22 protein-coding genes, 4 tRNA genes, 1 pseudogene and 1 riboswitch are annotated in these 23380 nt (G+C 71.0%); of the genes and pseudogenes, 14 read left to right on the forward strand and 13 right to left on the reverse strand.

What is annotated here, in order from left to right:
* Window positions 1–20 precede the first annotated feature (20 nt).
* The 4 genes from qcrC (at window position 21) to OVA15_RS04850 (ending at window position 4521) form a co-directional block, all read left to right on the forward strand.
* Window positions 21–809, forward strand: coding sequence for a cytochrome bc1 complex diheme cytochrome c subunit (gene qcrC / locus OVA15_RS04835; protein ID WP_006215859.1), 789 nt, complete (start codon window positions 21–23; stop codon window positions 807–809).
* Window positions 810–887: 78 nt separating this feature from the next.
* Complete coding sequence (gene qcrA / locus OVA15_RS04840) at window positions 888–1988, forward strand: cytochrome bc1 complex Rieske iron-sulfur subunit (RefSeq protein WP_024290354.1); 1101 nt, start codon at window positions 888–890, stop codon at window positions 1986–1988.
* On the forward strand, window positions 1988–3685 hold the full coding sequence (gene qcrB, locus OVA15_RS04845; protein WP_024290353.1) for a cytochrome bc1 complex cytochrome b subunit: 1698 nt from the start codon (window positions 1988–1990) through the stop codon (window positions 3683–3685). The genes qcrA and qcrB overlap by 1 nt, the downstream gene beginning before the upstream one ends.
* Before the next feature lie 299 nt (window positions 3686–3984).
* A complete protein-coding gene (locus OVA15_RS04850; protein ID WP_006215856.1) occupies window positions 3985–4521 on the forward strand; it encodes a GNAT family N-acetyltransferase in 537 nt (178 codons plus the stop codon).
* 165 nt (window positions 4522–4686) lie between these two features.
* On the opposite strand, the gene ribH is transcribed toward OVA15_RS04850, so the two are convergent.
* The 7 genes from ribH to OVA15_RS04885 form a co-directional block, all read right to left on the reverse strand.
* A complete protein-coding gene (gene ribH / locus OVA15_RS04855) occupies window positions 4687–5166 on the reverse strand; it encodes a 6,7-dimethyl-8-ribityllumazine synthase (protein WP_006214918.1) in 480 nt (159 codons plus the stop codon).
* 78 nt (window positions 5167–5244) lie between these two features.
* Window positions 5245–5904, reverse strand: a complete 660-nt coding sequence (locus OVA15_RS04860; RefSeq protein ID WP_006214917.1) for a GTP cyclohydrolase II — start codon at window positions 5902–5904, stop codon at window positions 5245–5247.
* Window positions 5901–7394: a 3,4-dihydroxy-2-butanone-4-phosphate synthase gene (gene ribB, locus OVA15_RS04865; protein WP_268143451.1), complete on the reverse strand. Its 1494-nt coding sequence runs from the start codon at window positions 7392–7394 to the stop codon at window positions 5901–5903. Before ribB ends, OVA15_RS04860 begins: the two co-directional genes overlap by 4 nt.
* A gap of 127 nt (window positions 7395–7521) precedes the next feature.
* Window positions 7522–8616 (reverse strand): bifunctional diaminohydroxyphosphoribosylaminopyrimidine deaminase/5-amino-6-(5-phosphoribosylamino)uracil reductase RibD, encoded by a 1095-nt coding sequence (gene ribD, locus OVA15_RS04870; protein ID WP_268143453.1) that lies wholly within the window; start codon window positions 8614–8616, stop codon window positions 7522–7524.
* Window positions 8613–9356, reverse strand: coding sequence for a nicotinamide riboside transporter PnuC (gene pnuC, locus OVA15_RS04875; RefSeq protein WP_268143455.1), 744 nt, complete (start codon window positions 9354–9356; stop codon window positions 8613–8615). Before pnuC ends, ribD begins: the two co-directional genes overlap by 4 nt.
* A gap of 189 nt (window positions 9357–9545) precedes the next feature.
* Window positions 9546–9728, reverse strand: a riboswitch (FMN riboswitch).
* A 49-nt stretch (window positions 9729–9777) separates the two neighbouring features.
* The gene (gene rpe / locus OVA15_RS04880; protein ID WP_024290347.1) at window positions 9778–10443 is read right to left on the reverse strand and encodes a ribulose-phosphate 3-epimerase; all 666 of its coding nucleotides are present in this window, start codon (window positions 10441–10443) and stop codon (window positions 9778–9780) included.
* Window positions 10444–10477: 34 nt separating this feature from the next.
* The gene (locus OVA15_RS04885) at window positions 10478–11965 is read right to left on the reverse strand and encodes an RsmB/NOP family class I SAM-dependent RNA methyltransferase (protein ID WP_442786723.1); all 1488 of its coding nucleotides are present in this window, start codon (window positions 11963–11965) and stop codon (window positions 10478–10480) included.
* 9 nt (window positions 11966–11974) lie between these two features.
* Here OVA15_RS04885 and OVA15_RS13400 point away from each other — a divergent pair, with 9 nt between their 5' ends.
* Entirely contained in the window at window positions 11975–12148 is a 174-nt protein-coding gene (locus OVA15_RS13400) for a hypothetical protein (RefSeq protein ID WP_375544789.1), read from the forward strand.
* A gap of 14 nt (window positions 12149–12162) precedes the next feature.
* On the opposite strand, the pseudogene fmt reads toward OVA15_RS13400, so the two are convergent.
* From fmt to OVA15_RS04905, 4 genes and pseudogenes are all read right to left on the reverse strand, one after another.
* Window positions 12163–13100, reverse strand: a pseudogene (gene fmt, locus OVA15_RS04890) (methionyl-tRNA formyltransferase).
* Window positions 13101–13109: 9 nt separating this feature from the next.
* Window positions 13110–13658: a peptide deformylase gene (gene def, locus OVA15_RS04895; RefSeq protein ID WP_268143459.1), complete on the reverse strand. Its 549-nt coding sequence runs from the start codon at window positions 13656–13658 to the stop codon at window positions 13110–13112.
* Window positions 13659–13734: 76 nt separating this feature from the next.
* On the reverse strand, window positions 13735–14577 hold the full coding sequence (locus OVA15_RS04900; RefSeq protein WP_006214908.1) for a hypothetical protein: 843 nt from the start codon (window positions 14575–14577) through the stop codon (window positions 13735–13737).
* A gap of 147 nt (window positions 14578–14724) precedes the next feature.
* A tRNA-Val gene (locus OVA15_RS04905) sits at window positions 14725–14796 on the reverse strand.
* Between the two features lie 446 nt (window positions 14797–15242).
* On the opposite strand from OVA15_RS04905, the gene OVA15_RS04910 reads away from it, so the two are divergent.
* The 4 genes from OVA15_RS04910 (at window position 15243) to OVA15_RS04925 (ending at window position 16104) form a co-directional block, all read left to right on the forward strand.
* Window positions 15243–15315: transfer RNA gene (locus OVA15_RS04910), tRNA-Gly, on the forward strand.
* Window positions 15316–15381: 66 nt separating this feature from the next.
* Window positions 15382–15452 (forward strand) — tRNA-Cys (locus OVA15_RS04915).
* Window positions 15453–15487: 35 nt separating this feature from the next.
* A tRNA-Val gene (locus OVA15_RS04920) sits at window positions 15488–15562 on the forward strand.
* 374 nt (window positions 15563–15936) lie between these two features.
* The gene (locus OVA15_RS04925) at window positions 15937–16104 is read left to right on the forward strand and encodes an antitoxin (protein ID WP_081749254.1); all 168 of its coding nucleotides are present in this window, start codon (window positions 15937–15939) and stop codon (window positions 16102–16104) included.
* Window positions 16105–16272: 168 nt separating this feature from the next.
* Here the strand turns inward: OVA15_RS04925 and zapE are convergent, their stop codons facing one another.
* Window positions 16273–17337, reverse strand: coding sequence for a cell division protein ZapE (gene zapE / locus OVA15_RS04930; protein ID WP_137802858.1), 1065 nt, complete (start codon window positions 17335–17337; stop codon window positions 16273–16275).
* 194 nt (window positions 17338–17531) lie between these two features.
* On the opposite strand from zapE, the gene OVA15_RS04935 reads away from it, so the two are divergent.
* Both OVA15_RS04935 and OVA15_RS04940 read left to right on the forward strand, forming a co-directional pair.
* Complete coding sequence (locus OVA15_RS04935; protein ID WP_006214905.1) at window positions 17532–18443, forward strand: sulfurtransferase; 912 nt, start codon at window positions 17532–17534, stop codon at window positions 18441–18443.
* A complete protein-coding gene (locus tag OVA15_RS04940; RefSeq protein ID WP_006214904.1) occupies window positions 18440–18907 on the forward strand; it encodes a SufE family protein in 468 nt (155 codons plus the stop codon). Before OVA15_RS04935 ends, OVA15_RS04940 begins: the two co-directional genes overlap by 4 nt.
* A 120-nt stretch (window positions 18908–19027) precedes the next feature.
* Here OVA15_RS04940 and OVA15_RS04945 read toward each other — a convergent pair whose 3' ends face one another.
* Window positions 19028–20434 (reverse strand): alpha/beta hydrolase family protein, encoded by a 1407-nt coding sequence (locus OVA15_RS04945; protein ID WP_053447466.1) that lies wholly within the window; start codon window positions 20432–20434, stop codon window positions 19028–19030.
* A gap of 132 nt (window positions 20435–20566) precedes the next feature.
* Between OVA15_RS04945 and msrB the strand changes: the two genes are divergently transcribed.
* The 3 genes from msrB to OVA15_RS04960 all read left to right on the forward strand — a co-directional run bounded on the left by msrB (window position 20567) and on the right by OVA15_RS04960 (window position 23229).
* Window positions 20567–21100 carry a peptide-methionine (R)-S-oxide reductase MsrB gene (gene msrB / locus OVA15_RS04950; protein WP_285843720.1) on the forward strand — a complete coding sequence of 178 codons (534 nt, stop codon included), beginning with the start codon at window positions 20567–20569 and terminating at the stop codon, window positions 21098–21100.
* A gap of 153 nt (window positions 21101–21253) precedes the next feature.
* Entirely contained in the window at window positions 21254–21850 is a 597-nt protein-coding gene (locus OVA15_RS04955) for a DUF3000 domain-containing protein (protein WP_006214901.1), read from the forward strand.
* 71 nt (window positions 21851–21921) lie between these two features.
* Window positions 21922–23229: an HRDC domain-containing protein gene (locus OVA15_RS04960; RefSeq protein ID WP_268143467.1), complete on the forward strand. Its 1308-nt coding sequence runs from the start codon at window positions 21922–21924 to the stop codon at window positions 23227–23229.
* The last annotated feature ends 151 nt before the right edge of the window (window positions 23230–23380 follow it).

The raw sequence follows: 23380 nt of genomic DNA on the forward strand, positions 1-23380 counted from the left end.
CCGAATCGAGGACTCCTGACGTGAAGGCTCTCTCACAGAAGCGTCGCCATCCGCTCGCCATCCTGGCGCTGCTCCTGAGCGCCCTGCTGCTCACCGGTGGTCTCTACGCAGTCGCCACCACCTCGAACCAGGCCCAGGCCGCGGACGAGTACACGGCCGAGGACGTCGAGCAGGGCGAGTCCCTCTTCCTCGCCAACTGCTCCACCTGCCACGGCCTGGACGCCCAGGGCACGGACGCCGGCCCGTCGCTGATCGGTGTGGGCGCTGCCGCCGTGGACTTCCAGGTCGGCACCGGCCGCATGCCCATGCAGATGCAGGGCCCGCAGGCCCAGAAGAAGCCGCAGCAGTTCAACGAGGAGCAGACCAGCCAGCTGGCCGCCTACGTCGCTTCGCTCGGCGCCGGTCCTGCCGTCCCCGAGGACGAGTACCTGGACGTCTCCGAGGGCGACGCCGCCAATGGCTCCAAGGTCTTCCTGGCCAACTGCGCCATGTGCCACAACGCCGCCGGCGCCGGCGGCGCACTGACCCGCGGCAAGTTCGCCCCGTCGCTCATGGGCGTCGAGGAGAACCACATCTACGAGGCCATGCAGACCGGCCCGCAGAACATGCCCGTGTTCAACGACGCGAACATCACCCCCGAGGAGAAGCGCGACGTCATCACGTACCTGAAGACGGTCGAGACCAACACCGACCCCGGCGGCTTCGGCCTCGGCTCGCTCGGCCCGGTCTCCGAGGGCCTGTTCATCTGGACCATCGGTCTGATGATCATCATCGGCTTCACCGTCTGGCTCACCACCAGGTCCGCCTGATCCATCCGCTCGCCGTGCCCCGGCGGTCCTCCGATCACCGGGCCCTGCACCACGTTTCAAGAAAGTTTGAGGGACCACATGGCCAGCCATCGTGATGAGCTCCCCGAGGGCAAGAAGGGCAACGTGCTCGATCGCAGCGCCGCGCCGCAGCGCTTCGAGAACCCGGGCATGCCCCCGCACTCGCCCCGGACCACGGACGTCGATCCGCAGGCCGCCAAGCGCGCCGAGCGCCAGGTCGTGCTCCTGTTCGTGATCTCGATCCTCGGATCGATCCTGTTCTTCGTGGGCTACTTCGGCATCCGCGTCGAGGGCGACATGTACGACGTCATGAACCCCGAGCCGACCTCCCAGCTGCGCCTGCAGAACCTGCTGCTCGGCGCCGGCATCGCCCTGGGCATGCTCGGCATCGGCGTGGGCATCGTGCACTGGGCCAAGACGCTCATGCCCGATCACGAGATGGTCGAGTCCCGCCACGAGATCCGCACCGAGGCCCAGCGCGCCGAGGCCGCCGAGATCATGGACACGATCGTCGACGAGTCCGGCATCAAGCGCCGCCCGCTGATCCGCAACAGCCTCATCGGCGCCATGGTCCTGGCTCCCCTGCCCTTCGTCGGCCTGCTCAAGGACCTCGGTCCCTGGAACCTGCAGACCATGAAGCACACCCTGTGGGACGAGGGCGTCCGCCTGGTCCGCGACCCCTCGGGCACGCCGATCAAGGCCTCGGACATCACCCTGGGCTCCACCTACCACGTGCTGCCGGAGAACATCCTCGGCCTGGGCCACGACGAGGGCTACCTCAATGAGAAGGCCAAGGCGGTCGTGCTGGTCATGCGCCTGGACCCCTCGGAGGTGAACGTCTCGGAGGAGCGCACCGACTGGAACGTGGACGGCATCTTCGCCTACTCCAAGGTCTGCACCCACGTCGGCTGCCCGGTGGCTCTCTACGAGCAGCACACGCACCACCTGCTGTGCCCCTGCCACCAGTCGACGTTCGATCTCACCAACGAGTGCGAGGTCATCTTCGGCCCGGCGTCCCACCCGCTGCCGCAGCTGCCCATCACGGTCGACTCGGAGGGCTACCTGGTGGCGCGCAGCGATTTCCACGAGCCCGTGGGCCCGGCCTACTCGCAGCGCATCATGCACCGCAACCAGCTTGAGGACGAGACGGAGAACGCCTGATGTCCGCACAGACCACAGACACGCGCCGTCCGCAGCAGGACGACTACCGGCCGGACACCGCCGTCGGCTTCATCGCGAACTACGCCGACACCCGCGTGGGCCTCTCCCCGCTGGTCAAGGAGTTCGGACGCAAGATCTTCCCGGACCACTGGTCCTTCATGTTCGGCGAGGTCGCGCTCTACTCGTTCATCATCCTGCTGGTCTCGGGAACCTTCCTGGCCCTGTGGTTCGACCCCACGATGGTCTCCCAGGAGTACACCGGCTCCTACGTCCCCATGCAGGGCGTGGAGATGTCCGGGGCCTACGCCTCGTCCCTGCACATCTCGTTCGACATCACCGGCGGACTGTTCCTGCGCCAGCTGCACCACTGGTCGGCGCTGCTGTTCGTGGTGGCGATCTGCGTGCACATGATGCGCGTGTTCTTCACCGGCGCGTTCCGCCGCCCGCGCGAGCTTAACTGGGTCGTCGGCGCGCTGCTGTTCGTCATGGCCATGGCGGCCGGCTTCACCGGCTACTCCCTGCCAGATGACGTGCTCTCCGGCAACGGCCTGCGCATCGCCGACGGCATGGCCAAGTCCATCCCTGTGGTGGGCACCTACATCTCCATGATGCTCTTCGGCGGAGAGTTCCCCGGCCACGTGGTGATCCCCCGCCTGTACATCCTCCACGTCTTCCTGATCCCGGGCGTGATCCTGGGCCTGATCGTGGTCCACCTGTTCATGGTCGTGACCCACAAGCACACCCAGTACCCGGGCCCCGGTCGCACCGAGGACAACGTGGTCGGCTTCCCGGTCGGCCCCGTCTACGCGGCCAAGGCCGGCGGCTTCTTCTTCATCGTGCTCGGCTTCCTCTCGGCCCTGGCCGGGATGGTCCAGATCAACGCGCTGTGGAACTACGGCCCGTACGATCCCTCCCCCGTGCAGGCAGGCACGCAGCCGGACTGGTACATCCTCTTCGGCGACGGCGCCCTGCGCCTGTTCCCGGGCACCTGGCCCTGGAACTGGGAGTGGAATCTGTTCGGCCTGGTGACGATCCCGCTGGCCGTGTTCATCCCGCTGATGATCATGGGCGCGCTGATCGGTGCGATCTTCGCCTACCCGTTCCTGGAGCGCTGGATCTCCGGCGATTCCCGCGAGCACCACGTGCTGGACCGCCCGCGCAACGCCCCCACCCGCACGGGCCTGGGCGCAGCTGCGGTCGTGTTCTACTCCGTGATGATGGTGGCGGCCACCGGCGACCTCATCGCCACGCACTTCCACCTCTCGCTCAACGACGTCATCTACGCCCTGCGCACGCTGTGGATCGTCGGCCCGATCATCACGTTCCTGATCGTCAAGCGGATCTGCCTGTCGCTGCAGCGCAAGGATCGCGAGATCGCCCTGCACGGCCGCGAGACCGGCCGCGTGCAGCAGCTGCCGCACGGGGAGTTCATCGAGGTCCACGAGCCGCTGAGCCCCTACGCCCAGTACCGCCTGGTCAGCTTCGAGGCTCCCACCCCGCAGGCACCGCGCCGCAACGCCAAGGGCCGGATCTCCGGCCCCGAGAAGCTGCGCTCGCGCCTGACGCGCTTCTTCTACGAGGATCGCGTGGCGCCGGTGACCCCGGCCGAGCTCGAGGCCGCGCATCACGAGCACCAGGAGGACCTGGGCTCCCTCGATGCCGGGCACAACACCTCGGATCGCGAGATCGGCAGCTGATCGGCTGCCCCTGCTGCAGAGGCCCCCGACTCCCCCGCGGAGTCGGGGGCCTCTGTCGTCGAGGCGGGATCCACGACCGTGTTGCCACCGGACGGTGTCGGTGATCACGACAGCCGCCGGGGTGTTCGGTACCCTGAGACCCCGACCGGTAACCCACCGGGTTCCCCCGCCCGACCCCGTCCCGTCGAGTCGTCAGAGGCCGCTCCTGCCCGAGCCGCACTGCCGCACCGGCACCCCGCAGGCCCTAGGGCAGGCGGGGCCGACGGTCCGCACACCGCACTGAAGATCTGGAGACACCGATGACTGGGAAGATCGTCCTCGTGGGACGCACTGCAGACCTCGTCGCACGCTCTGGCAAGAGCCTGCTCAACACCCGCCCGGCATCCTCTGAAGACATCCCCGCGCTGGCCGAGCTCTATGCGGCCGCCTATCAGGCGTCCTCGACTCCGGATGACTCCAATGTCACCTCGCCGGAGGAGGCCCGGGAGATCCTCACCAAGCTCTTCGACGGTGAGTTCGGCCGCCTCCTGCCCGAGGCATCGCCCGTAGTCGCCGACGAGGACGACGACATCGTGGCCGCCGCCCTGGTGGTCGAGCAGCGCACGGGAGGAGGCGTCCCGGAGGATCCCTACCTCTTCGAGCTGTTCACCCACGCCTCGCACCGCCGGCAGGGGCTGGCCGAGCAGCTCGTGCGCAGCAGTGCCGCCGCACTGGCGGAGGCCGGCCACGAGCGGCTGAGCCTGCGGATCCCGGAGGACAACTCCCCCGCTCTCGCGCTCTACCTGACCCTGGACTTCAGCCGCTGGCAGGAGGCCGCGGAGGAGGACGAGATCTGATCCTCGATCGGCTCCCGTCTCGCAGACCAGGGGCCCGGTCACGGCGATCGCCGTGACCGGGCCCCTGGTCTTGGCCGCACTCTGCCGCCTCTCGGCCGGTGTCCTCACCCTGTTTCGGTCGTTGACGCGGAGGCCTCCGCCGTCGAGGGTGACGGCGATTCAGGCTCAGAGGCCCAGCCCGCGCAGCGTGAGGGCGGCATCGACTGCGGCGACGGCCGCGTCGTAGCCCTTGTCCTCGCTCGAGCCCTCGAGACCCGCTCGGTCCAGCCCCTGCTGCTCGTCATCGGTGGTCAGCACGCCGAAGCCGATCGGCACCCCCGTGGCCGTCGAGACGTCGGTGAGGCCCATGGTCGCGGCCTGGCAGACGTAGTCGAAGTGCGGTGTGCCGCCGCGGATCACGATGCCCAGCGCGACCACAGCATCGAAGGCACCGGCCAGTCGCCGGGCAGCGACCGGCAGCTCGAAGGAGCCGGCCACCCGCACGATCGCGGGGTCCTGGACGCCGGCCTCGGCCAGGGCCCTCTGGGCGCCGCCGAGCAGCCCGTCCATGATCTGCTCGTGCCAGCGCGAGGCCACCACGGCGACCTTCAGCTGCGATCCCTCCAGATCGGATGCCGCCAGGGTGGGTGCTCCGTGTCCGCTCATGATCTCGTCCTCTCCTTCGACGGCTCCGGTACCGGGGCCGTCATGGTCCTGTGTGGTGGATTCGGTGCCGTCAGTCGTTCAGTCGTCGACGTGCAGGAGCCGGTGCTCCATGCGGTCGCGCTTGGTGGCCAGGTAGTCGTGGTTCTCGGGGCGGGCGGCGACCTCGTGGTGGACCATGTCGGTCACCTCGATGCCCAGGCCTGCCAGCTGCTCGGCCTTGAGGGGGTTGTTGCTCAGCAGGCGGATCCGCTGCAGGCCCAGCTCGTGCAGGATCGTGGCGGCAGCACCCCAGTCGCGGGCCTCGGCCGGCAGGCCCAGCAGCTCATTGGCCTCGACGGTGTCGGCTCCCCCGTCCTGCAGCTGGTACGCGCGCAGCTTGTTCACCAGGCCGATCCCCCGGCCCTCATGACGGCGCAGGTAGACGAGCGTGCCGCCCTCGGCGGCGATCCGCTCCAGGCCCAGGTGCAGCTGGGGCCCGCAGTCGCAGCGGTAGGAGCCGAAGACGTCGCCGGTCAGGCACTCGGAATGCAGCCGGACCAGCGGGGCCGTCGCCGATATGTCCTCCCTCTGCCCGGAAGCCGTCAGGCTCAGGTGCTCACCGACGGTGGTGCCGTCGGCATCGGGGATCTGCCAGGCGCGCACGAGGAAGCGGCCCTCGGCCATGGGGATCATGACCGGCTCGGAGGTCGCGAGGACCGGCCGAGGTGCGGTCTCGGCATGCCCTGCCGCCCCTGTCATGCCGTCTCCCGAGTGCGCAGGTGCTGGGCCAGGTCCTCGATGCTGATCAGCGGAAGGCCGTGGCGGCTGGCGAACTCGCGCAGATCGGGCAGGCGCTGCATGGAGCCGTCGTCGTGGACGATCTCGGCGATCACCCCGGCCCGCGGAAGGCCTGCCAGAGTGCACAGGTCGACGGCCGCTTCGGTGTGCCCTCGCCGTTCGAGGACCCCGCCTGCGGCGGCCCGCAGCGGCAGGACGTGGCCCGGGCGGGTCAGATCTGCGGCGGTGGAGGACGCAGAGGCCAGCACGCGGGCGGTCAGCGCGCGGTCCTCGGCGCTGATGCCGGTGCTGATGACCTCGCGGGCATCGCAGGTCACGGTGTAGGCGGTGCCCTTCGCGTCCTCGTTGACCGCGGTCATGGGCGGCAGGCCGAGCTCATCGGCGCGCTCACCGGTCAGCGGGACACACAGCACGCCCGAGGACCACCGCACGGTGAAGCCCACGAGCTCGGGCTTGGCGTGCACGGCGGCGAAGATCAGATCGCCCTCGTTCTCACGGTCCTCGTCGTCGACCACCACGACCGCCCCGCCATCGCGGACCTGGCGCACCGCCTCCTCGACCGTGTCCAGCGGGATCGGGGTCTGATCCGGGGTCCGGGGTTCGAGGGCCGGATCGGACCACGGCGCCGGGGCCGAGCGGAACGACGACAGCCGTGCGGCGTACTTGGCCATGACATCCGTCTCGAGGTTCACTCGATCCCCGCGGCGCTTCTCGCCCAGGCCGGTGGCCGCCAGGGTGGCCGGGATGAGCCCGATCTCGAACCAGTGCTGATCCAGCTCTGCGGCGCGGCCGGTGCTGAGCGGCCCGGGGCTCACGGAGGTGACCGTCAGCGAGACGCCGTCCACGGCGATGGCGCCCTTCTCCGCGAGCAGCTCGGCGATCTCCACCGGAACGCCGATGCGCAGCGTCTCCCACGTGCCGTGGTCGGTGCGCTCCAGGATCGTGCCGACGGCATCCACATGACCCTGGACCACGTGCCCGTCCAGGCGTCCATCGGCCGGGGTGCAGCGCTCCAGATTCACCGCGCTGCCCTCTCGCAGACCGCCCAGGGTGGTGCGGCGCAGGGTCTCACCCATCACATCGGCCACGAAGCGGCGCCGGGGTGCGGCGTCCGCGGTGCCGAGCGTCCCTGGGGCATCGGTCCCGGCTGCTTCCGACCCGGTGGGCGCGTCGGCGTCGACACCCGCGGCGACGGCCGTCGCCGCAGCGTCCACAGCCGACAGCGGCGTGGCGGTGAGGCACACGCCGTCCACGGCCAGCGAGCCGCCCAGGGGCAGATCCTCGAGCACGGAGCCGGCCTCCAGGTGCAGGCGCACCGAGCCGGTGCCTTGGGCGGTCTGCTCGGCGGTGACCGCTTCCTCGCTCGGGCCCTCCGGGCTGGGCGGTCGCCCGGTGCCCACGGGCTCGATCTGCACGATCCTGCCGCGCTCGGCGACGATTCCGGTGAACATCTGCCTCTTCCTTCTCTGCCCCTGCCGGGGCGCATCTGATCCGGGGTCGCTGTTGCTCTTCCCGGCTGCTGCGGTGGTGCTGGTGCCGTCGGCTGCCGACGATCGGCGCGGAGTGCCGCTGGTGCCGTCAGCCGCCGCCGCTGTTCTCGGACGGGGGCTCCGCTGCCTCTCCGTGCGGCCCGAGCGGCTGCAGCTGCCACAGCAGGTCGGTGCCCAGCCTCGTGATCGGCCCGCCGCCCGCCGGATCCGGGGCGAAGCCCAGCGCCTGGGTGAGACTCGTGCGCCCGGGCAGCTCCACCGAGGGTCGACCGCCGCCCAGAACGAGCGGAGCCTGGTAGACGAGCAGCTCATCGACGGCATCGGCGTCCAGGAACGCGCTGATCAGCCCGGCCCCGCCCTCCAGGAGCAGGTGTCCGACACCGCGGGCGCGCAGCTCGCGCAGCGCCTCGAGAGGGTCGTGAGTGCGCAGCTGGAGGAAGCGGGCGTCCTCGCCGCGCACGGCCGCACGGGCCGGGATCTCGCGGTGCCCGATCACCACGCGCAGCGGCTGCGAGTCGGCCGGGGTGCCGTCGTCCCGTCGGGCGCTCAGGCGCGGGTCGTCGGCCAGGGCGGTGCCGGTGCCGACCGCGATCGCGTCCGCGCGGGCTCGCAGGCCATGGCCGTGCCGCCGGGCCTCGGCCCCGGTGATCCACTGGCTGGTGCCGTCGGCGGCGGCGATGCGCCCGTCGAGCGACTGGGCGATCTTGGCCGTCACGAACGGACGATTCTCTCGACCGGCTCGATCCCACCGGCAGTTCAGCGCCCGGGACTGCTCGGCCAGCAGCCCGCTGCGTACCTGGACACCGGCGGCGCGGAGGCGCCTGGCTCCCCCGGCACCGGCCTGGGTGTCCTCGACGGCGAAGATCGCCCGCGGGATCCCGGCCTCCAGGATGGCCTGGCTGCACGGACCCGTGCGTCCGGTGTGGTCGCAGGGCTCGAGCGTCACCACGATCGTGGTGTCGAGCAGGTCGGTTCCCGCCGCGCGGGCCTGGGTCAGGACGTCGGCCTCGGCGTGCGGAGTGCCCGCACCCAGATGCCGCCCCACGTGCAGGATCCGTCCCTGCGCATCCAGCAGCGCCGCGCCCACGAGCGGATTGGCGCCGCGGGGGCCCTCCAGCGCGGCCTCGAGCGCCCGCTGCATGGCGGCGGTCTCGGCCTCGGTGAACGACGGCTCGACGGTCATCGGCGGGCCTCGTCGTCGGCGGAGCTCAGCCGCACGGTGACGTCGGGGAAGGCGGTCTCGATCTCGACCCCGGAGGATTCCGTCCCGACAGGGGCGGATCCCTCGCGACGCTGGACCCGCCACCAGATGAAGAACCCGAGAAGAGTGAAGCAGCCGTAGAACACGTACATGAACGCCGAGGCGTAGTAGCCGGCCGAGACGAGCAGGGGCACGCCCACGGTGTCCACGGCCACCCACACGAGCCAGAACTCGGTCCATCCGCGGGCCATGCCCCAGGTCGCCACCACGGAGCCCACGAAGATCCAGGCGTCGGCCCACACGGGCTCATAGGAGCCCAGCGCGCGGAACAGCGGCGTGAGCGCCACGGTGCCCAGCACGAGCACGGACACGAGCAGGATCCGCTCGCGTCCGGAGGCCCAGCCCGGGGAGACGGCCACGCCGTCGCCGGTGCGGGCCCGGCGCCACTGCACCCAGCCGTAGACGGCCACGATGATGAACATGACCTGGCGGCCTGCCTGCCCCAGCAGGTTCACGGGGTTCGGCGATCCGAAGACGGCGCCCAGGAAGACGGTGAGCAGCAGCAGATTGCCGACGATGCCGATGGGCCAGGCCCAGACCTTCCGGCGCATCCCGCCGAAGGCCGAGAGCAGGCCGAAGACGTTGCCGATGACCTCGCGCCACAGCAGGAAGCCGTCGCCGATGCGCAGCTGCGCGTTGAACAGCTGCTCGAAGATCTCCACCGTGATGCCTCCCGGGCCGGTCTGGCGGGCCGGGGTCCCGGTCCGCTGCGGGGCCGATCCTGCGGGATCGGCGCGGCACGGATGTCCGGGAGGCGGACGGGAGGACGTGAGGCCGATGACGACTCAGCCCATGGGCGCACGGCACGCCGAAGTCGGCGTGCGCGGGCCGCGAGGGCTCAGACGCGATCGACCGTGCTCCTCCCTTCCAGACTGTTCTGTCGGCACTGGAATCTCACCAGTCAGGCCGGGGCCGTGTCGTCGTCGAGGGCCCGGGCCCCCTTGAGGGCGCCGTGCGTTCTCGGCGACGACGACGGTTACCGGTTAGCGGGCTGTCACCGCCGGCTCGGAATTCCACCGATCTCGGAGCACGTCGTGTCGTGGGCCCGATTATGGCACGCGGCGGCCCGGGTCCGCGGACGCCTCAGCCCTGGGCGGAGCGGGAGGCCTGGCGCAGAGCAGCGATCGCGGCCTGCGGGTCGTCCTTGCCGTACACGGCGGAACCGGCCACGAAGACATCCGCGCCGGCCTCGGCGGCGCGCTCGATGGTCTCCATCGAGACGCCGCCGTCGACCTGCAGGGCGACCTCGCCGCCGCCGGCGCGGATGGCCTCGGCGGCGCGACGGATCTTGGGCAGGGTCACGTCCAGGAAGCTCTGGCCGCCGAAGCCCGGCTCCACCGTCATCACCAGGAGCATGTCGATCTCGGTGAGCATGTCCAGGTAGGGCTCCACCGGTGTGGCGGGGCGCAGGGCCAGCCCGGCCTTGGAGCCGGCGCCGCGTAGCTCACGGGCCAGGCGGATGGGGGCGCGGGCGGCCTCGGCGTGGAAGGTCACCGACGCGCAGCCGGCCTCGGCGTAGCCAGGGGCCCAGCGATCGGCGTCCTCGATCATCAGGTGGATGTCCAGTGGCACCGGGGACACCTCCTGCAGCCGCTCGACCACCGGCAGGCCCAGGGTCAGGTTCGGCACGAAGCGGTTGTCCATGACGTCGATGTGCGCGGCGTCCGCGGTGGAGATCCGCTGCAGCTCAGCCTCCAGGTTGGCGAAATCCGCGGAGAGCACGGACGGGTGGATGCAGCAGCGGGACATGTCTCCTCCTGGAGCCTCGGGTGTGTCCTCGACCTTAGGAGGTCTTGGTGAACAGGGCCATGAACATGGCATCGGTTCCGTGCACGTGCGGCCACAGCTGCACGGTCCGCGCGCCGTCCGCCACGGACTCCCCCGCCGGATGCGGGTTCGACGGATCCGCTTCGCCCTCGAGGGCACCGGGAAGAGCCGCAGCGCGCGCCGGCTCGGCGGCGTCGATCAGACGCAGATCGGGACGGGCGCGCAGCAGGTCGTCGACGGCCACGACCGTCTCGGCCGCATGCGGAGAGCAGGTCGCGTAGAGCAGCAGCCCGCCGGGGCGCAGGGCCTCGGCTGCGGCCGGCAGCAGCTGAGCCTGCAGCTGGGTCAGATCGGCCAGGTCCGAGGGACGACGGCGCCAGCGCGCTTCCGGACGGCGACGCAGCGCGCCCAGACCGGTGCAGGGGGCGTCGACGAGGACGCGGTCGAAGCCCTCGGCGGCCACGTAGTGATCGGGCTGCTCCAGCACCGAGGCGATGTCGCGGCCGTCGCCCCAGCGGATCTGCCAGGCCTCCTCGGGCAGCACGGCCAGGGCATCGTCGACCAGACGGGCGCGGTGCTCGGAGACCTCGTTGGCCAGCAGGGTGGCCCCGTTCTGCTGGGCCAGTGCGGCCAGCAGAGCGGCCTTGCCGCCGGGGCCGGCGCACAGGTCGAGCCAGTGCTCCCCCTCCTCCACGGGCCGTGCCGCGACGAGGGTGCGGGCCACGAGCTGGGAGCCCGAGTCCTGGACGCGGATCCCGCCGGTGCGCACTCCGGCGCGCCGGTGGAGATCGCCGCCGCCGCTGATCGCGGAGTCCGGGGTCAGCGGACCGGGCTCGGCGCCGTCGTCGAGCTCCTCCTGGATATGTCCCAGTCCCGGAAGCGCCACGAGCTGGACGGAGGGCGGCTCGTTATCCGCCTCGAGCAGAGCCTCGATCTCCTCCGGGCTGCGCCCGTGGGCGCTCAGCGCCTGGCTCATGGCGCGCACGATCCACTCGGGATGCGCGTGGGCGGTGGCCAGGCGCTGCCAGGCAGTCGAGCCCTCGTTCAGCTCGGCGATCCACTGCTCCAGCGGGGCGGCCGAGACCTTCCGCAGCACCGCGTTGACCAGGCCCGACGGACCCGCGCCGATCTCGGCGCGGGTCAGCCCGACCGTCTGATCGATCGCCGCGTGATCCGGCACGCGCATGGCCAGCAGCTGGTGCACGCCCAGGCGCAGGACGTCGACCACCGGGGCGTCGAGCTGCTCGAGGGGCCGGTCCACGCAGCGCTGCAGGATCGCATCCCACGTGCCCTGATGCCGCAGTGCCCCGTAGGCGAGCTCGGTCGCGAAGCCTGCGTCGCGACGGTCCAGGCGCTGCTCCCGGATCTGCTGCGGAAGCACCAGGTTGCCGTAGGCGTCGTTCTCGGAGACCTCGCGCAGGGTCCGGTAGGCCGCCAGGCGCGCCGGGTCGGCCTGACGGGAGCGCTGCGACGGAGCAGAGGCCGAGTACGAGCGCTGATCCATCGAGCGGCGATGGCGCTGGCGTCCGGCCTGGTCGCGGCGGTCCTCGCCGCGCTGCCGACCGCCCGAGCCGCCGCCTGCACGACCTCCGGCACCGCGGCCCGCACCGGGCCCGCCGCCACGGCGCCCGCCCTGGCCGGCTCCGCCGCGCGACGCTCCTCCGCGGCCCGAGCCGCGCTGTCCTGACTCATCCGCCGGGCTCATGCGAACACCGTCCTCGTGGTCTCGTCGTCGGCGCGGCCGAGCCGGCCGCGGGCCCAGTCGCCGGCATCCATGGCCTGCTTGCCCGCCGGCTGCACGCGCAGCAGCTCGAGGGCGTGGGTTCCGGTGCCGGTCAGGACGCGGCCGTCGCGCAGCTGCACCTGTCCCGGGGCCAGATCGGTGTGCTCGGGGGCCTCGCGCACACCGGCCACGATCTTGAAGCGCTGGCCGTCGAGCTCGGTCCACGGTCCCGGCTCGGGGTGGTGCCGCGCACCAGGCGCGCGATCTCTGCTGCCGGACGCTGCCAGTCGATGCGGCTGTCCGCGGTGGACAGCTTGGGCGCCATGGTTGCCTCCCCCTGCTGCGGGACGGGCTGCTCGCCGCGCTCCAGGCGCTGCAGGGCCTCCAGCAGCAGCGGCGCGGTCTCGTGCGACATTCGCTCGAGCAGCGAGCCGGCCACGTCGTCGTCGTGCAGCTGCGTGCGCGCGGTGCCCAGCAGCGGTCCTGTGTCCATGCCCTCGTCGAGCAGGAAGGCGGAGGCGCCGAGCTCGGCGTCGCCGTGGATGAGCGAGTGCTGCACTGGTGCGGCTCCGCGCCAGCGCGGCAGCAGGGAGAAGTGGAGGTTGACCCAGCCCAGCGGCAGGGCCTCCAGCGCCGGGCGCTTGAGCAGCGCGCCGTAGGCCACGATGGCCCCGGCCTGCGCGCCGGTGGAACGCAGCTGCTCGACGACCTCGTCGTCGACCCGATTGGCCTTCAGCACGGGCAGACCGAGCCGCTCGGCGGCCGCGGCCACCGGCGACGGGGTCAGCACCTTCTTGCGTCCCACGGGGGCGTCGGTGCGGGTGAGCACCGCTGCGATCTCGATCCCCTCGGCAGCAGCCAGGTGCTCGAGCGGCGCCACTGCGGGTTCGGGCGTTCCTGCGTAGATGATTCTCACGGTGCCTCCTCAGCCTCCGAAGCTCGAGCCCAGGGTGCCGGCGCGCTCCTGGCGGACCTCGGCGACGGTGCGGGCGTAGTCCTCGGCGCGGATCCGCCGCCATGCCTCGCGGCGGGCCTCGCCCTCCAGGCGGTTGACGTACAGGGTGCCCTGCAGGTGATCGTGCTCGTGCTGGAAGCAGCGCGCCAGCAGGCCCATGGCCTCGGCCTCGTGCTCCTGGCCGTGCTCGTCGAGCCCGCTCACGCGCGCCCGCTGCCGGCGCGGGGTGTCGAAGCCCAGCCCCGGCACGGACAGGCAGCCCTCGCCGCCCTCCTGCATCTCATCCCCCAGCTCGATGCTCGGGTTGATGAAGACCCCGGAGTCCTCGCCGATCTCGTAGACGAAGATCTGCAGGCCCACGCCGATCTGCGGGGCGGCCAGGCCCACTCCCTCCACATCGCGCATGGTCTCGAACATGTCGGCCACCAGGGTGCGCAGATCATCGTCGAAGCGCCTGACCGGGTCGGCGGCGGAGCGCAGGATCGGATCCCCGATCGTGCGGATCGGACGGACGGACATCGGAGGCTCCTCCAAATGGGACGACAGGGTGGGGTGCTTGCTGGGCGGTCGCGGCCCGCGGACGACGTACGCCGGCTCAGGCCGGCGGCGGCGGGACGGGGCGCAGCTGCGACGGGCCCCGATCCAGCTTGGTCTGATGGGCCCACAGCCGGCGCAGCGAGCAGAACTTGTGCCAGTGCGCCTCGAGGACCTCGGGTGCGGCCTGCTGGGCGGAGACCTCGGTCTCCCCCACGGCCACGCCGAGCAGCAGGTCGGCCGCACCGAACTTCCAGGGCTCCCAGGTGCCGGCCTGAGCGTCGAGCAGCTGCTCCTCGGCCTTCAGACCCGCCACGAGCTGGGTCACGACCTTGGCATCCATGGGCTTGACCCGACCGGAGCGGTCGGTGCCCTTGGTCTTGTAGTCGATCAGGCAGACCTTGCCGCCGATGCGCGCGACCAGATCCAGCGTCCCGGCGTAGCCGACCGTGGCGTTCCAGACCGTGATCTCGGCGGCCAGCGGCTCCGGGCGGTAGAGCTGCCACCACTCGTCGAAGCGATCCGCGTAGGCGCGCTCGCCGTGCGAGGCCAGGACCTCCCGCGCCTCCTCGACCCGGGACTCCAGACCCATGGCGCGCAGAGCGGTCTGCTCGGCGTAGTCGTGGACCCGGTCTCCGCGCAGGGCCGCTTCGTCGCGGTGGCGTTCGGCGGCTCCGGCGGCGTCGCGGGCGATCTGGCGCAGCTTGGGCGCGGAGCCGATGGACTGCGGGAGGCGATCGTCGGTGATCACGGCCTGTGCGGCCGACCAGCCGTGCCAGCCGCCCAGGTCCAGGGCCGCGCAGCTGAGCACAGTGGTGATCGAGGGGACCTCGGGCTGCCCGGACTCCGAGCGGGCGTACATCCGCCCGTGCTCGGTCTGGCGCGCCAGTCGCGGCTGGGTCATGCGGAGGCTCCCTCATGGGCGTCCTCATGGGTGGCCTATCCCCCCGCGGATCCGGGAGCACGGCGACCTCGAGGAGGCAGGACGACGGTCTTCATGCAGAAGGCCCCGGCCGGTGGAACCGGACGGGGCCTTCTGGTCGATCTTCCGTGCGCGATACTGGGATCGAACCAGTGACCTCTTCGGTGTGAACGAAGCGCGCTACCGCTGCGCTAATCGCGCCTTTCGACCTGGAAACCATAGCGCACCCTGACGCGGCTCGCCAATTCGGCCTCGCCGGCACCTGGCCGCGCCCCTGCTGGCGCCCTTCTCCCGACGGTCTTCCCACAGCGCTTCTTCGCTTCATCTCTCTTCTCCTTCTTCGCACGCTCGCGCGAGCAGGAGCGATCCGGGGCCCGGGCCTCAGGCATGCAGACACCCAAGCCTCCAGTGACGTGCGAGCTGTCTTGCACCCCCGTCGGACCAGGGCACTGGAGCCGATTTGCATGGCGCCATCCAGGTGGCCTAATGTCTACGCCTGTCGGAACGGCGAGCAGCCCGAAGGACGCGGAGCGAGAGCCCGGCGCATCGGACTGGACGCACTGTCCGCAGCCGAGGCGCCGAGCATGAGCACGGAAGAGGCTGTGATACAGTTTCCGATCGAACGTCAGCCGAAAGGCCGATGATTCGCGGTTGTAGCTCAGCTGGTAGAGCATCACCTTGCCATGGTGAGGGTCGCGGGTTCGACTCCCGTCAACCGCTCGGAGAGCATCATCTTCGGATGAATGCGATCAGTGAGAAGGCCAGGTCCGCAAGGACACAGGTCCCGGTGGGGTGGCCGAGTGGTTAGGCAGCGGCCTGCAAAGCCGTCTACGCGGGTTCGAATCCCGTCTCCACCTCGGTTCCCACCAAGCTCGCTCCCACGGGAGCATGAGCGCGATTGGCGCAGCGGTAGCGCGCTTCCCTGACACGGAAGAGGTCACTGGTTCGATCCCAGTATCGCGCACCACCTCAGAAGGCCCCGACTGAAGCTTCAGTCGGGGCCTTCGTCGTCCCCTCAGGCACTCCGCCACACCACGCTCTCCGAACTCGCCGGCCCCCTCCCTCAGCCGCTCCGCGTCTCCACCTCACCCGCCCCCGCGCCGAGTGGATGCTCAGTTGCACTATCGGGGCCCTCAGCGCAAGTGGGGATCCACTCGGCCTCGGGGCGGGGTGTGAGGAAGGTGCGGCAGGGAGAGGCGGTGGGTAGAGGCCGCAGGGAGGGGCTGCGGAGGGGCTCGCGGCGGCCTGCGACTCGCCGTGCACGCGTGAATGGTGACGAAACGGCCCTCGGCAGTGGAGAGTATGCGATGTCAGATGACATCGATGCGAGAGGAGACCATTATGGTGGATCTCGGAGGAATGGCAGACAAGGCCAAGCAGGCTGCTTCGGATAACCCCGAGGCCGTCGACAAGGCAGCTGACACGGCCAACGACAAGACCGGCGGCCAGCACGAGGACCACATCAACTCCGCCAAGGACAAGCTCACTGGCGGAAACGACGACAACTGATCCACGGATCAGCGGTCGACCGGCCCGCAAGGGTCGGTCCTCATGCGCCTGAGGGGCGGCACCATCACGGTGCCGCCCCTCAGTGCATCTGCAGATGCTCGCATCCCGGCCGGGGTCCTCCGGCCGGCATCGGACGACCGGACGACGACGGTCGAGCCCTCAGCCGCGTCAGACCGAGGGCTGCTCCGGCATCTGTCCCTCGCGGGCCAGGGCCGTCAGTCGCGAGACGGCGCGCGAGTACTTCTTCTGGTAGCCGCCGGCCATCATCTCCGGGGTGAAGATCTGATCGAAGGCCACGCCGGAGCTGATGATCGGCAGGTCGCGGTCGTAGAGGCGGTCGGCCAGCACGACCAGACGCAGAGCCAGGGCCTGCTCGTCGACCGTGCGCACGCCGCGCCACACGATGCCGTCGAGGCCCTGGACCATGGCCCGGTAGCGCGACGGGTGCACGCGGATCAGGTGCTCCAGGATGTCCTCGAAGTCGTCGACCGCGATGGTCGCGTCGTCCGGGAAGCGCTGCGCGGCGGCCGCCTCGAGCTGGTCGTCCGCCAGCGGCGCGGGTGCCTCGGGCAGGCCGCGGTGGCGGAAGTCCTCGCCGTCGATGCGCAGGACGTCGAACTGATCGGAGAGCACCTGGATCTCGCGCTGGAAGTCCTGCGCGGCGAAGCGGCCCTCCCCCAGCGAACCGGGCAGCGTGTTGGAGGTCGCGGCCAGGCGCACCCCAGCATCCGAGAGCTCCCGCATCAGCCGGGACATCAGGACGGTGTCGCCGGGATCGTCGAGCTCGAACTCGTCGATGCACACCAGCGCATAACCGCTCAGCGCCTCGACCGTCTTGCGGAAGGTCAGAGCGCCGACAAGGTTGGTGTACTCCACGAAGGTGCCGAAGGACTTCGGCCCCGGCGAGTCGTGCCACAGCGAGGCCAGCAGGTGCGTCTTGCCCACGCCGAAGCCGCCGTCGAGGTAGATGCCCTGGGCCGCCGTCTGCTTCTGCCCGCCGCCGAACATGCGCGAGAGGAAGCCGCCGCTCTTCTTCTGGGAGGGCGCCTGGATCGAGGCGGCGAAGCGCTTGAGCACCTCGACGGCCTCCGCCTGCGAGGGCTGTGAGGGGTCCGGGCGGTAGGTGTCGAAGGAGACCTCGCCGAAGCGCTCCGAGGGGCGGAAGCCCTCGAGCAGCTGCTCCGCGGAGACGGACGGTGCGCGCTCGGACAGGCGCTCGATCTTGGGACTCACAAAGGACCTCTTCAGGTGCTACCGGTGGGACGCGACCGAGCCTACCGGCAGGCGAGCCGCTGCGGTTCGCCCGTCGCGCACATGGCCCGCGGGCCGGCTCGACCGCGCAGGCCCGTGGGTACAGTGGAACCAGATCCCTCAAGGTCGGCCCCAGTGATCGGGGCCGCCCCCTACGACCCTTCTGGAGGACGCACATGGCTGTCGATCCCGACACCACGGACCCCAAGTTCGCCGAATACGCCCACCCCGAGCGCCTGGTCTCCACCGAGTGGGTGGCCCAGCACCTCGAAGATCCGCAGGTCGTCATCGTGGAGTCGGACGAGGACGTGCTGCTCTACGAGACCGGCCACATCCCGGACGCCGTGAAGGTCGACTGGCACACCGAGCTCAACCAGCAGGCCGTGCGCGACTACCTGGGCGGGCAGCAGTTCGCTGAGCTGATGAGCGCCAAGGGCATCTCGCGCGAGCAGACGATCGTGGTATACGGCGACAAGTCCAACTGGTGGGCCGCCTACGCCCTGTGGGTCTTCACCCTCTTCGGCCACCAGGACGTGCGCCTGATGGACGGCGGCCGCGACAAGTGGATCGCCGAGGGCCGCGAGCTGTCCACCGAGACCCCGTCGCGCGAGCGCACCGACTACCCCGTCGTCGAGCGCGACGACTCCCGCATCCGCGCCTTCCGTCAGGACGTCCTGGACGAGATCGGGCGCACTCCCCTGGTGGATGTCCGCTCGGCCCCGGAATACACGGGCGAGCGCACGCACATGGCCGACTACCCGCAGGAGGGCGTGCTGCGCGGCGGCCACATCCCCACCGCAGCCTCCGTCCCGTGGGCGCGCGCCGCCGCTGAGGACTCGACCTTCAAGACCCGCCCGGAGCTCGAGGCGATCTACCGCGACGAGATCGGGCTGGATCCGCAGGAGCCGGTCATCGCCTACTGCCGCATCGGCGAGCGCTCCTCCCACACGTGGTTCGTGCTCGAGCACCTGCTGGGCTACCCGCAGGTGCGCAACTACGACGGCTCCTGGACCGAGTGGGGCAACTCCGTCGGTCTGCCCGTCGTGATGGGCGAGGAGCGCGGCGAGGCTCCGGAGGCCCGTCGATGAGCGGGGCGGACGCGAACATCCCGGAGTCCGTGCAGGAGCTGATCGAGGACTTCCACGCCGTTCCGGACGCGGATCGCCTCCAGCTGCTGCTCGAGTTCTCCCGCTCCCTGCCGGATCTGCCGGAGCGCTACGGGGAGCATCCCGAGCAGCTCGAGCAGGTCGTGGAGTGCCAGTCGCCGCTGTTCCTGACGGTCGAATGGGATGACCAGGCGGAGACCGGCGACGACGAGACTCCCGTGCGCCTGTTCTTCTCCGCGCCTCAGGAGGCGCCGACGACCCGCGGCTTCGCCTCGATCCTGCACGAGGGGCTCGACGGCCTGCCGGCGGCGCAGATCCGGGATCTGCCCGGCGATCTCACGGAGCGCTTCGGGCTGACGCAGCTGGTCTCGCCGCTGCGCATGCGGGGCATGTCCGCCATGCTGGATCGCATCCGTCGTCAGATCGCGTACCTGCCGCGCGGCTGACTTCTCGCACGCTGCATGAGCAGCTGGACCCGCCCGTCGTGGTCCGAGCAGCTGACGCCCCCGTCCCCCGCTTCCGGGCCGACGGGGGCGTCGTCGTGTGCGCTGCCAGCGTGGGCTGGCTCAGCCGTGCAGGTCGGGCAGAACCCGCTGCGCCCACGAGAGCACGGAGGACTCCCACCTCTGCGGGTCCACGTTCCACTCCTTGGTGTGACGGGCGCGTTCGAAGCCCACCATCTCGACCCGGTCGTTGAGCTCGGCCAGGCGCTTGGAAGCAGTGTCGGGGACGAACTCATCGTCCGCCGAGTGCAGGATCAGCGTGGGCGTCTGCAGCTGATCGGCCCGGGTGATCCAGTCCAGGGACCCCAGATCGAGCGGCGCCGCCAGCCCCGTGAGCCACAGCCCGCGCGGCGAGGTGATCAGGGACTGCGCCATGGTGGTGATCGCTGAGGGGATGTGTCGCGAGGCCGTGTGGTGGGTGAACAGCGTGAACCAGTCCACGACCGGCCCGGTGAGGACCATCCCCGCGATATCCGCCCGGTAGATCGACAGGTCCGCGGTCTGCAGGCAGATCGCCCCGCCCATGGACCAGCCGAACAGCACGATCCTGGTGGCTCCGCGCAGCTTGGCGTAGGAGATCGCCAGCTGGACGTCCTTCCACTCCGTGAAGCCCAGGCCGTAGCGCCCGTCCGGGGAGGCGGGGGCCTCGCGGTCGTTGCGGTAGGAGATCAGCAGTGAGGTCAGCCCCATACGCTGCGCGGTGTCCAGGGCTCGGATGGCCTCCATGCGCTGTGCGCCGCGGCCGTGGACCATGATCGCCCAGGGTCCCGGCAGCTGCTGGGCGGCGGGATCCTCGGCTGCCGCGTGCGCGGCTTCGTGCTGCGCGTCGTCGCGGCGATACTGACGGGCCGTCGTGGAGTGCTCGGCCGCCCTCTGCGGATCCCGCTCCTGCCCCGCCGGGACCACCCAGCAGGGTGCCGCGCCCATCTCCATGGGCAGCTCGACCTCGTGGAAGCGGTATCCGGCCGCGGCGGGGTCCGGGTAGACCGTCCCGGCCCACCAGCCGCGCGAAGCCGCCGAGAGGTCGCCGCTGTAGACCTCCTGGACCTCCCGCACGACCTCGCCGGCGGCCGGTGACCAGGAGAGGATCTCGCCGATGCGGGCGTGGCCCTCTCCCCCGCCGAAGCGCAGGCTGTAGACGCCGTCGACGGTGGTCTCCACCGTGGCCGCCAGGCGCACCTCTCCGGCTCCGGGCAGGGCATCGGGATGGGCCTGGCGGTCCACGGGGGTGTACTCGTGGATGCTCAGGTCCTCGGAGCGGTACCGGGGCGGCACGACGACCTGACGCGCCACGTAGGCGGCGATCGCCGAGGAGACGCCGAAGGACAGCGACGCCGCCCCCACCGTCAGCGCCGTGCCCGCCACGGCTCCGCGGGCCCACACCGACGACGACTCCCGCGGCTGCCCGCGCAGGGCGGCAAGCGGACGTGATCGGGCGGAACGAGACGACGAGCGCACGGATTCGGGCATATTCATATTCTGTCATGCGCACCTCGGCGTCCGCCGGGAGCGACGGCCCCGCCATGTGCTCCGTGGCCCTCGGGGCGGCGAGAATATCCGAGGCCCGTGCGCTGTTGTCCCCGTGAGGCCCCGGTCGCACTGATGCGCCCGAGCGGGCCGCCACGACATCGAGGCGAGGAGGACACCGTGTCCGAGCAGACCACCGATCCGCGCAGCACCGACCCGCAGACCGAGGAAGGCCAGAGCGCGCCCAGCGTGCAGCGCACCGAGGACGAGTGGCGCGCCGTGCTCAGCCCCCAGGAGTTCCACGTCCTGCGCGAGGCCGGCACCGAGCGGCCCTTCACCGGCGAGTACTGGGACACCGAGACCGAGGGCGTCTACTCCTGCCGGGCCTGCGGCGCGGAGCTGTTCCGCTCGGAGACCAAGTTCGGCTCGCACTGCGGATGGCCGTCGTTCTTCGCGCCGCTGGCCGAGGACCGCGTGCGCTACATCCGCGACTCGTCGCTGGGCATGGAGCGCGTGGAGGTGCGGTGCGCGGCCTGCGACTCCCATCTGGGCCATCTCTTCGCGGGCGAGGGCTACCCCACGCCCACGGACCTGCGCTACTGCATCAACTCGCTGTCCATGCGCCTGGAGCCGGCACAGGGCACCGGGGAGGCGGGCACACAGTCGTGAGGCCCTACGCCTGCCGAGCAGCCGTCGCGGCTGCGTCGCGCGGGTGGCCAGGGCCGCGCCGGATCCGGCCTCATGTCGGGAGCGCGTCATCGCTGCGCAACGGACGGCGTGGCAGGCCCGATCGCGAGGTGAGGCGGGCCTAGGCTGGGCCTCGTGACAGCTCAGAGCGATCTGGTCGGAAGGTTCCCACGAGCAGCGGCATCGCTGCGTCGTGCCCAGTGCCGACCGGAGATCGAGCTCGTCGAGATCTCGGCGCCCACTCCCCGAGCCGCCGATTCGGTGGCCTTCTCGGCCACCGTGCTCGAGCCCGTGTCGGCGCATCCCAGCTCCCAGGGCTCCGCTGAAGACGCCCGCGAGCTGGCCACCGGCCGCTTCCTGCTCATCCACGCCCCGGACCGCGGCGCCGAGTGGGGAGATGCCTTCCGCATCGTGACCTATGTGAAGGCGGAGGTCGAGCGCGAGCTGGGCCATGACGAGATGCTCGCCCAGGTCGCCTGGAGCTGGCTGCTCGAGGCACTGGATCGCAGCGGCGCGCAGTACATCCGGGAGGGCGGCACGGCCTCACGGGTGCTCTCCGAGGGCTTCGGCCAGCTGGCCGACACAGAGGAGTACATCGACGTCGAGCTGCGGGCCTCCTGGACGCCTCGCGGCGAGGACCTCTCCGTGCACCTGGAGGCCTGGGCGGACATGGTCTGCACGTTCGCCGGCCTGCCGCCGGTGACCGAGTCGGTCACCGTCCTGCGGCGCTGACCCCCACGGCAGCCGCGAGCACACCGGCCACCCCCGAACCATCCGAGCAGCAAGAGGATCTGACAGCCGCAGTGAGCAGCACGAGCCCCTCCCAGCATCCGAGCCCCACCGTCGTCGAGGGCTTCGAGGAATTCGAGATCCCCGACTCCGTCTTCCTGGATCAGCCCATGGACGGCCTGCCCCCGCTGGTGGACACGACCCGGCGCCTCGAGCTGGCCGCCGAGCAGCTCAGCGAGGGCACCGGCCCTGTGGCCCTGGACACCGAGCGGGCCAGCGGCTTCCGCTACGGCCAGCGCGCCTTCCTGGTCCAGCTGCGCCGCGAGGGCACCGGCACCGTGCTCATCGACCCCGAGGCCACCGGATCGCTGGCGATCATCGACGAGGCGCTGCGCGGCACCGAATGGGTCCTGCACGCCGCCACGCAGGACCTGCCCTGCCTGCGCGAGCTGGACATGCACCCCGACGCCCTGTTCGACACCGAGCTCGGCGGACGCATCGCCGGGCTGAGCCGTGTGGGGCTGGCCGCAGAGACGGAGGAGCTGCTCGGCTTCACGATGGCCAAGGAGCACTCGGCGGTGGACTGGTCCACCCGCCCCCTGCCGGAGCCGTGGCTGACCTACGCCGCCCTGGACGTCGAGGTCCTGGTCCAGCTGCGCTACGCCATGGAGGAGCTGCTGCGCTCCCAGGGCAAGCTCGAATGGGCGCTCGAGGAGTTCGAGGCCGTGCGCACAGCACCGCCCGCCACCCCGCGCAAGGATCCGTGGCGGCGCACCTCCGGGATCACCAAGATCCGCGGACGACGCCAGCTCACCGCCCTGCGCAACCTGTGGACCGAGCGCGAGGAGCTCGCCCGCCACAAGGACATCTCTCCAGGGAGGCTGCTGCCCGACTCCGCCCTGGTCGCAGTGGCCCAGGCCATGCCCCGCTCCGTGCCGCAGCTGCTGCGCACGCCGGGCTTCCACGGCCGCGCCGCCTCCAAGGAGGCACCGCGCTGGCTGCGTGCCCTCTCGGAGGCCCGCCAGGCCGAGGAGCTGGTCCCCCAGTCGGTCTCCTCCGACTCCCTGCCGCCGGTGAAGTCCTGGACCGTGAAGCGACCGGCCGCCGCCGAGCGCCTGCGCACGTTGAAGCCCGCGGTGGCCGAGCGCGCCGCCGAGCTGGGGATGCCCACCGAGAACCTCGTGGTCCCCGAGCACCTGCGCCGGTTCAGCTGGGATCCCCCGGCCTCGGCCGAGCTCGAGCAGATCGCCGAGCGGCTCGCCGAGATCGGCGCCCGTCGGTGGCAGATCGACAACGTGGCCCCGACCCTCCAGAAGGCGCTGCGCCTGCCCCGCCCCGAGCAGCACGACGACGCCGGCAACGCCGACGCAGCCGCGAGCTGAGCCCGGCCCACGAGGAGTCGCAGCGGCAGGCCATCATCGGCCGATGGTCTGCGGCAGCGACTCCTCGCTGAGGATCCGTCCCCGGGCGCTGGCCCGAGACGTACGAAGGAGCCGCCGAGATCGCATCTCGGCGGCTCCTTCTCGTGTGCGC

Source organism: Kocuria sp. SL71 (assembly GCF_026672465.1).
Lineage (GTDB): Bacteria > Actinomycetota > Actinomycetes > Actinomycetales > Micrococcaceae > Kocuria > Kocuria palustris.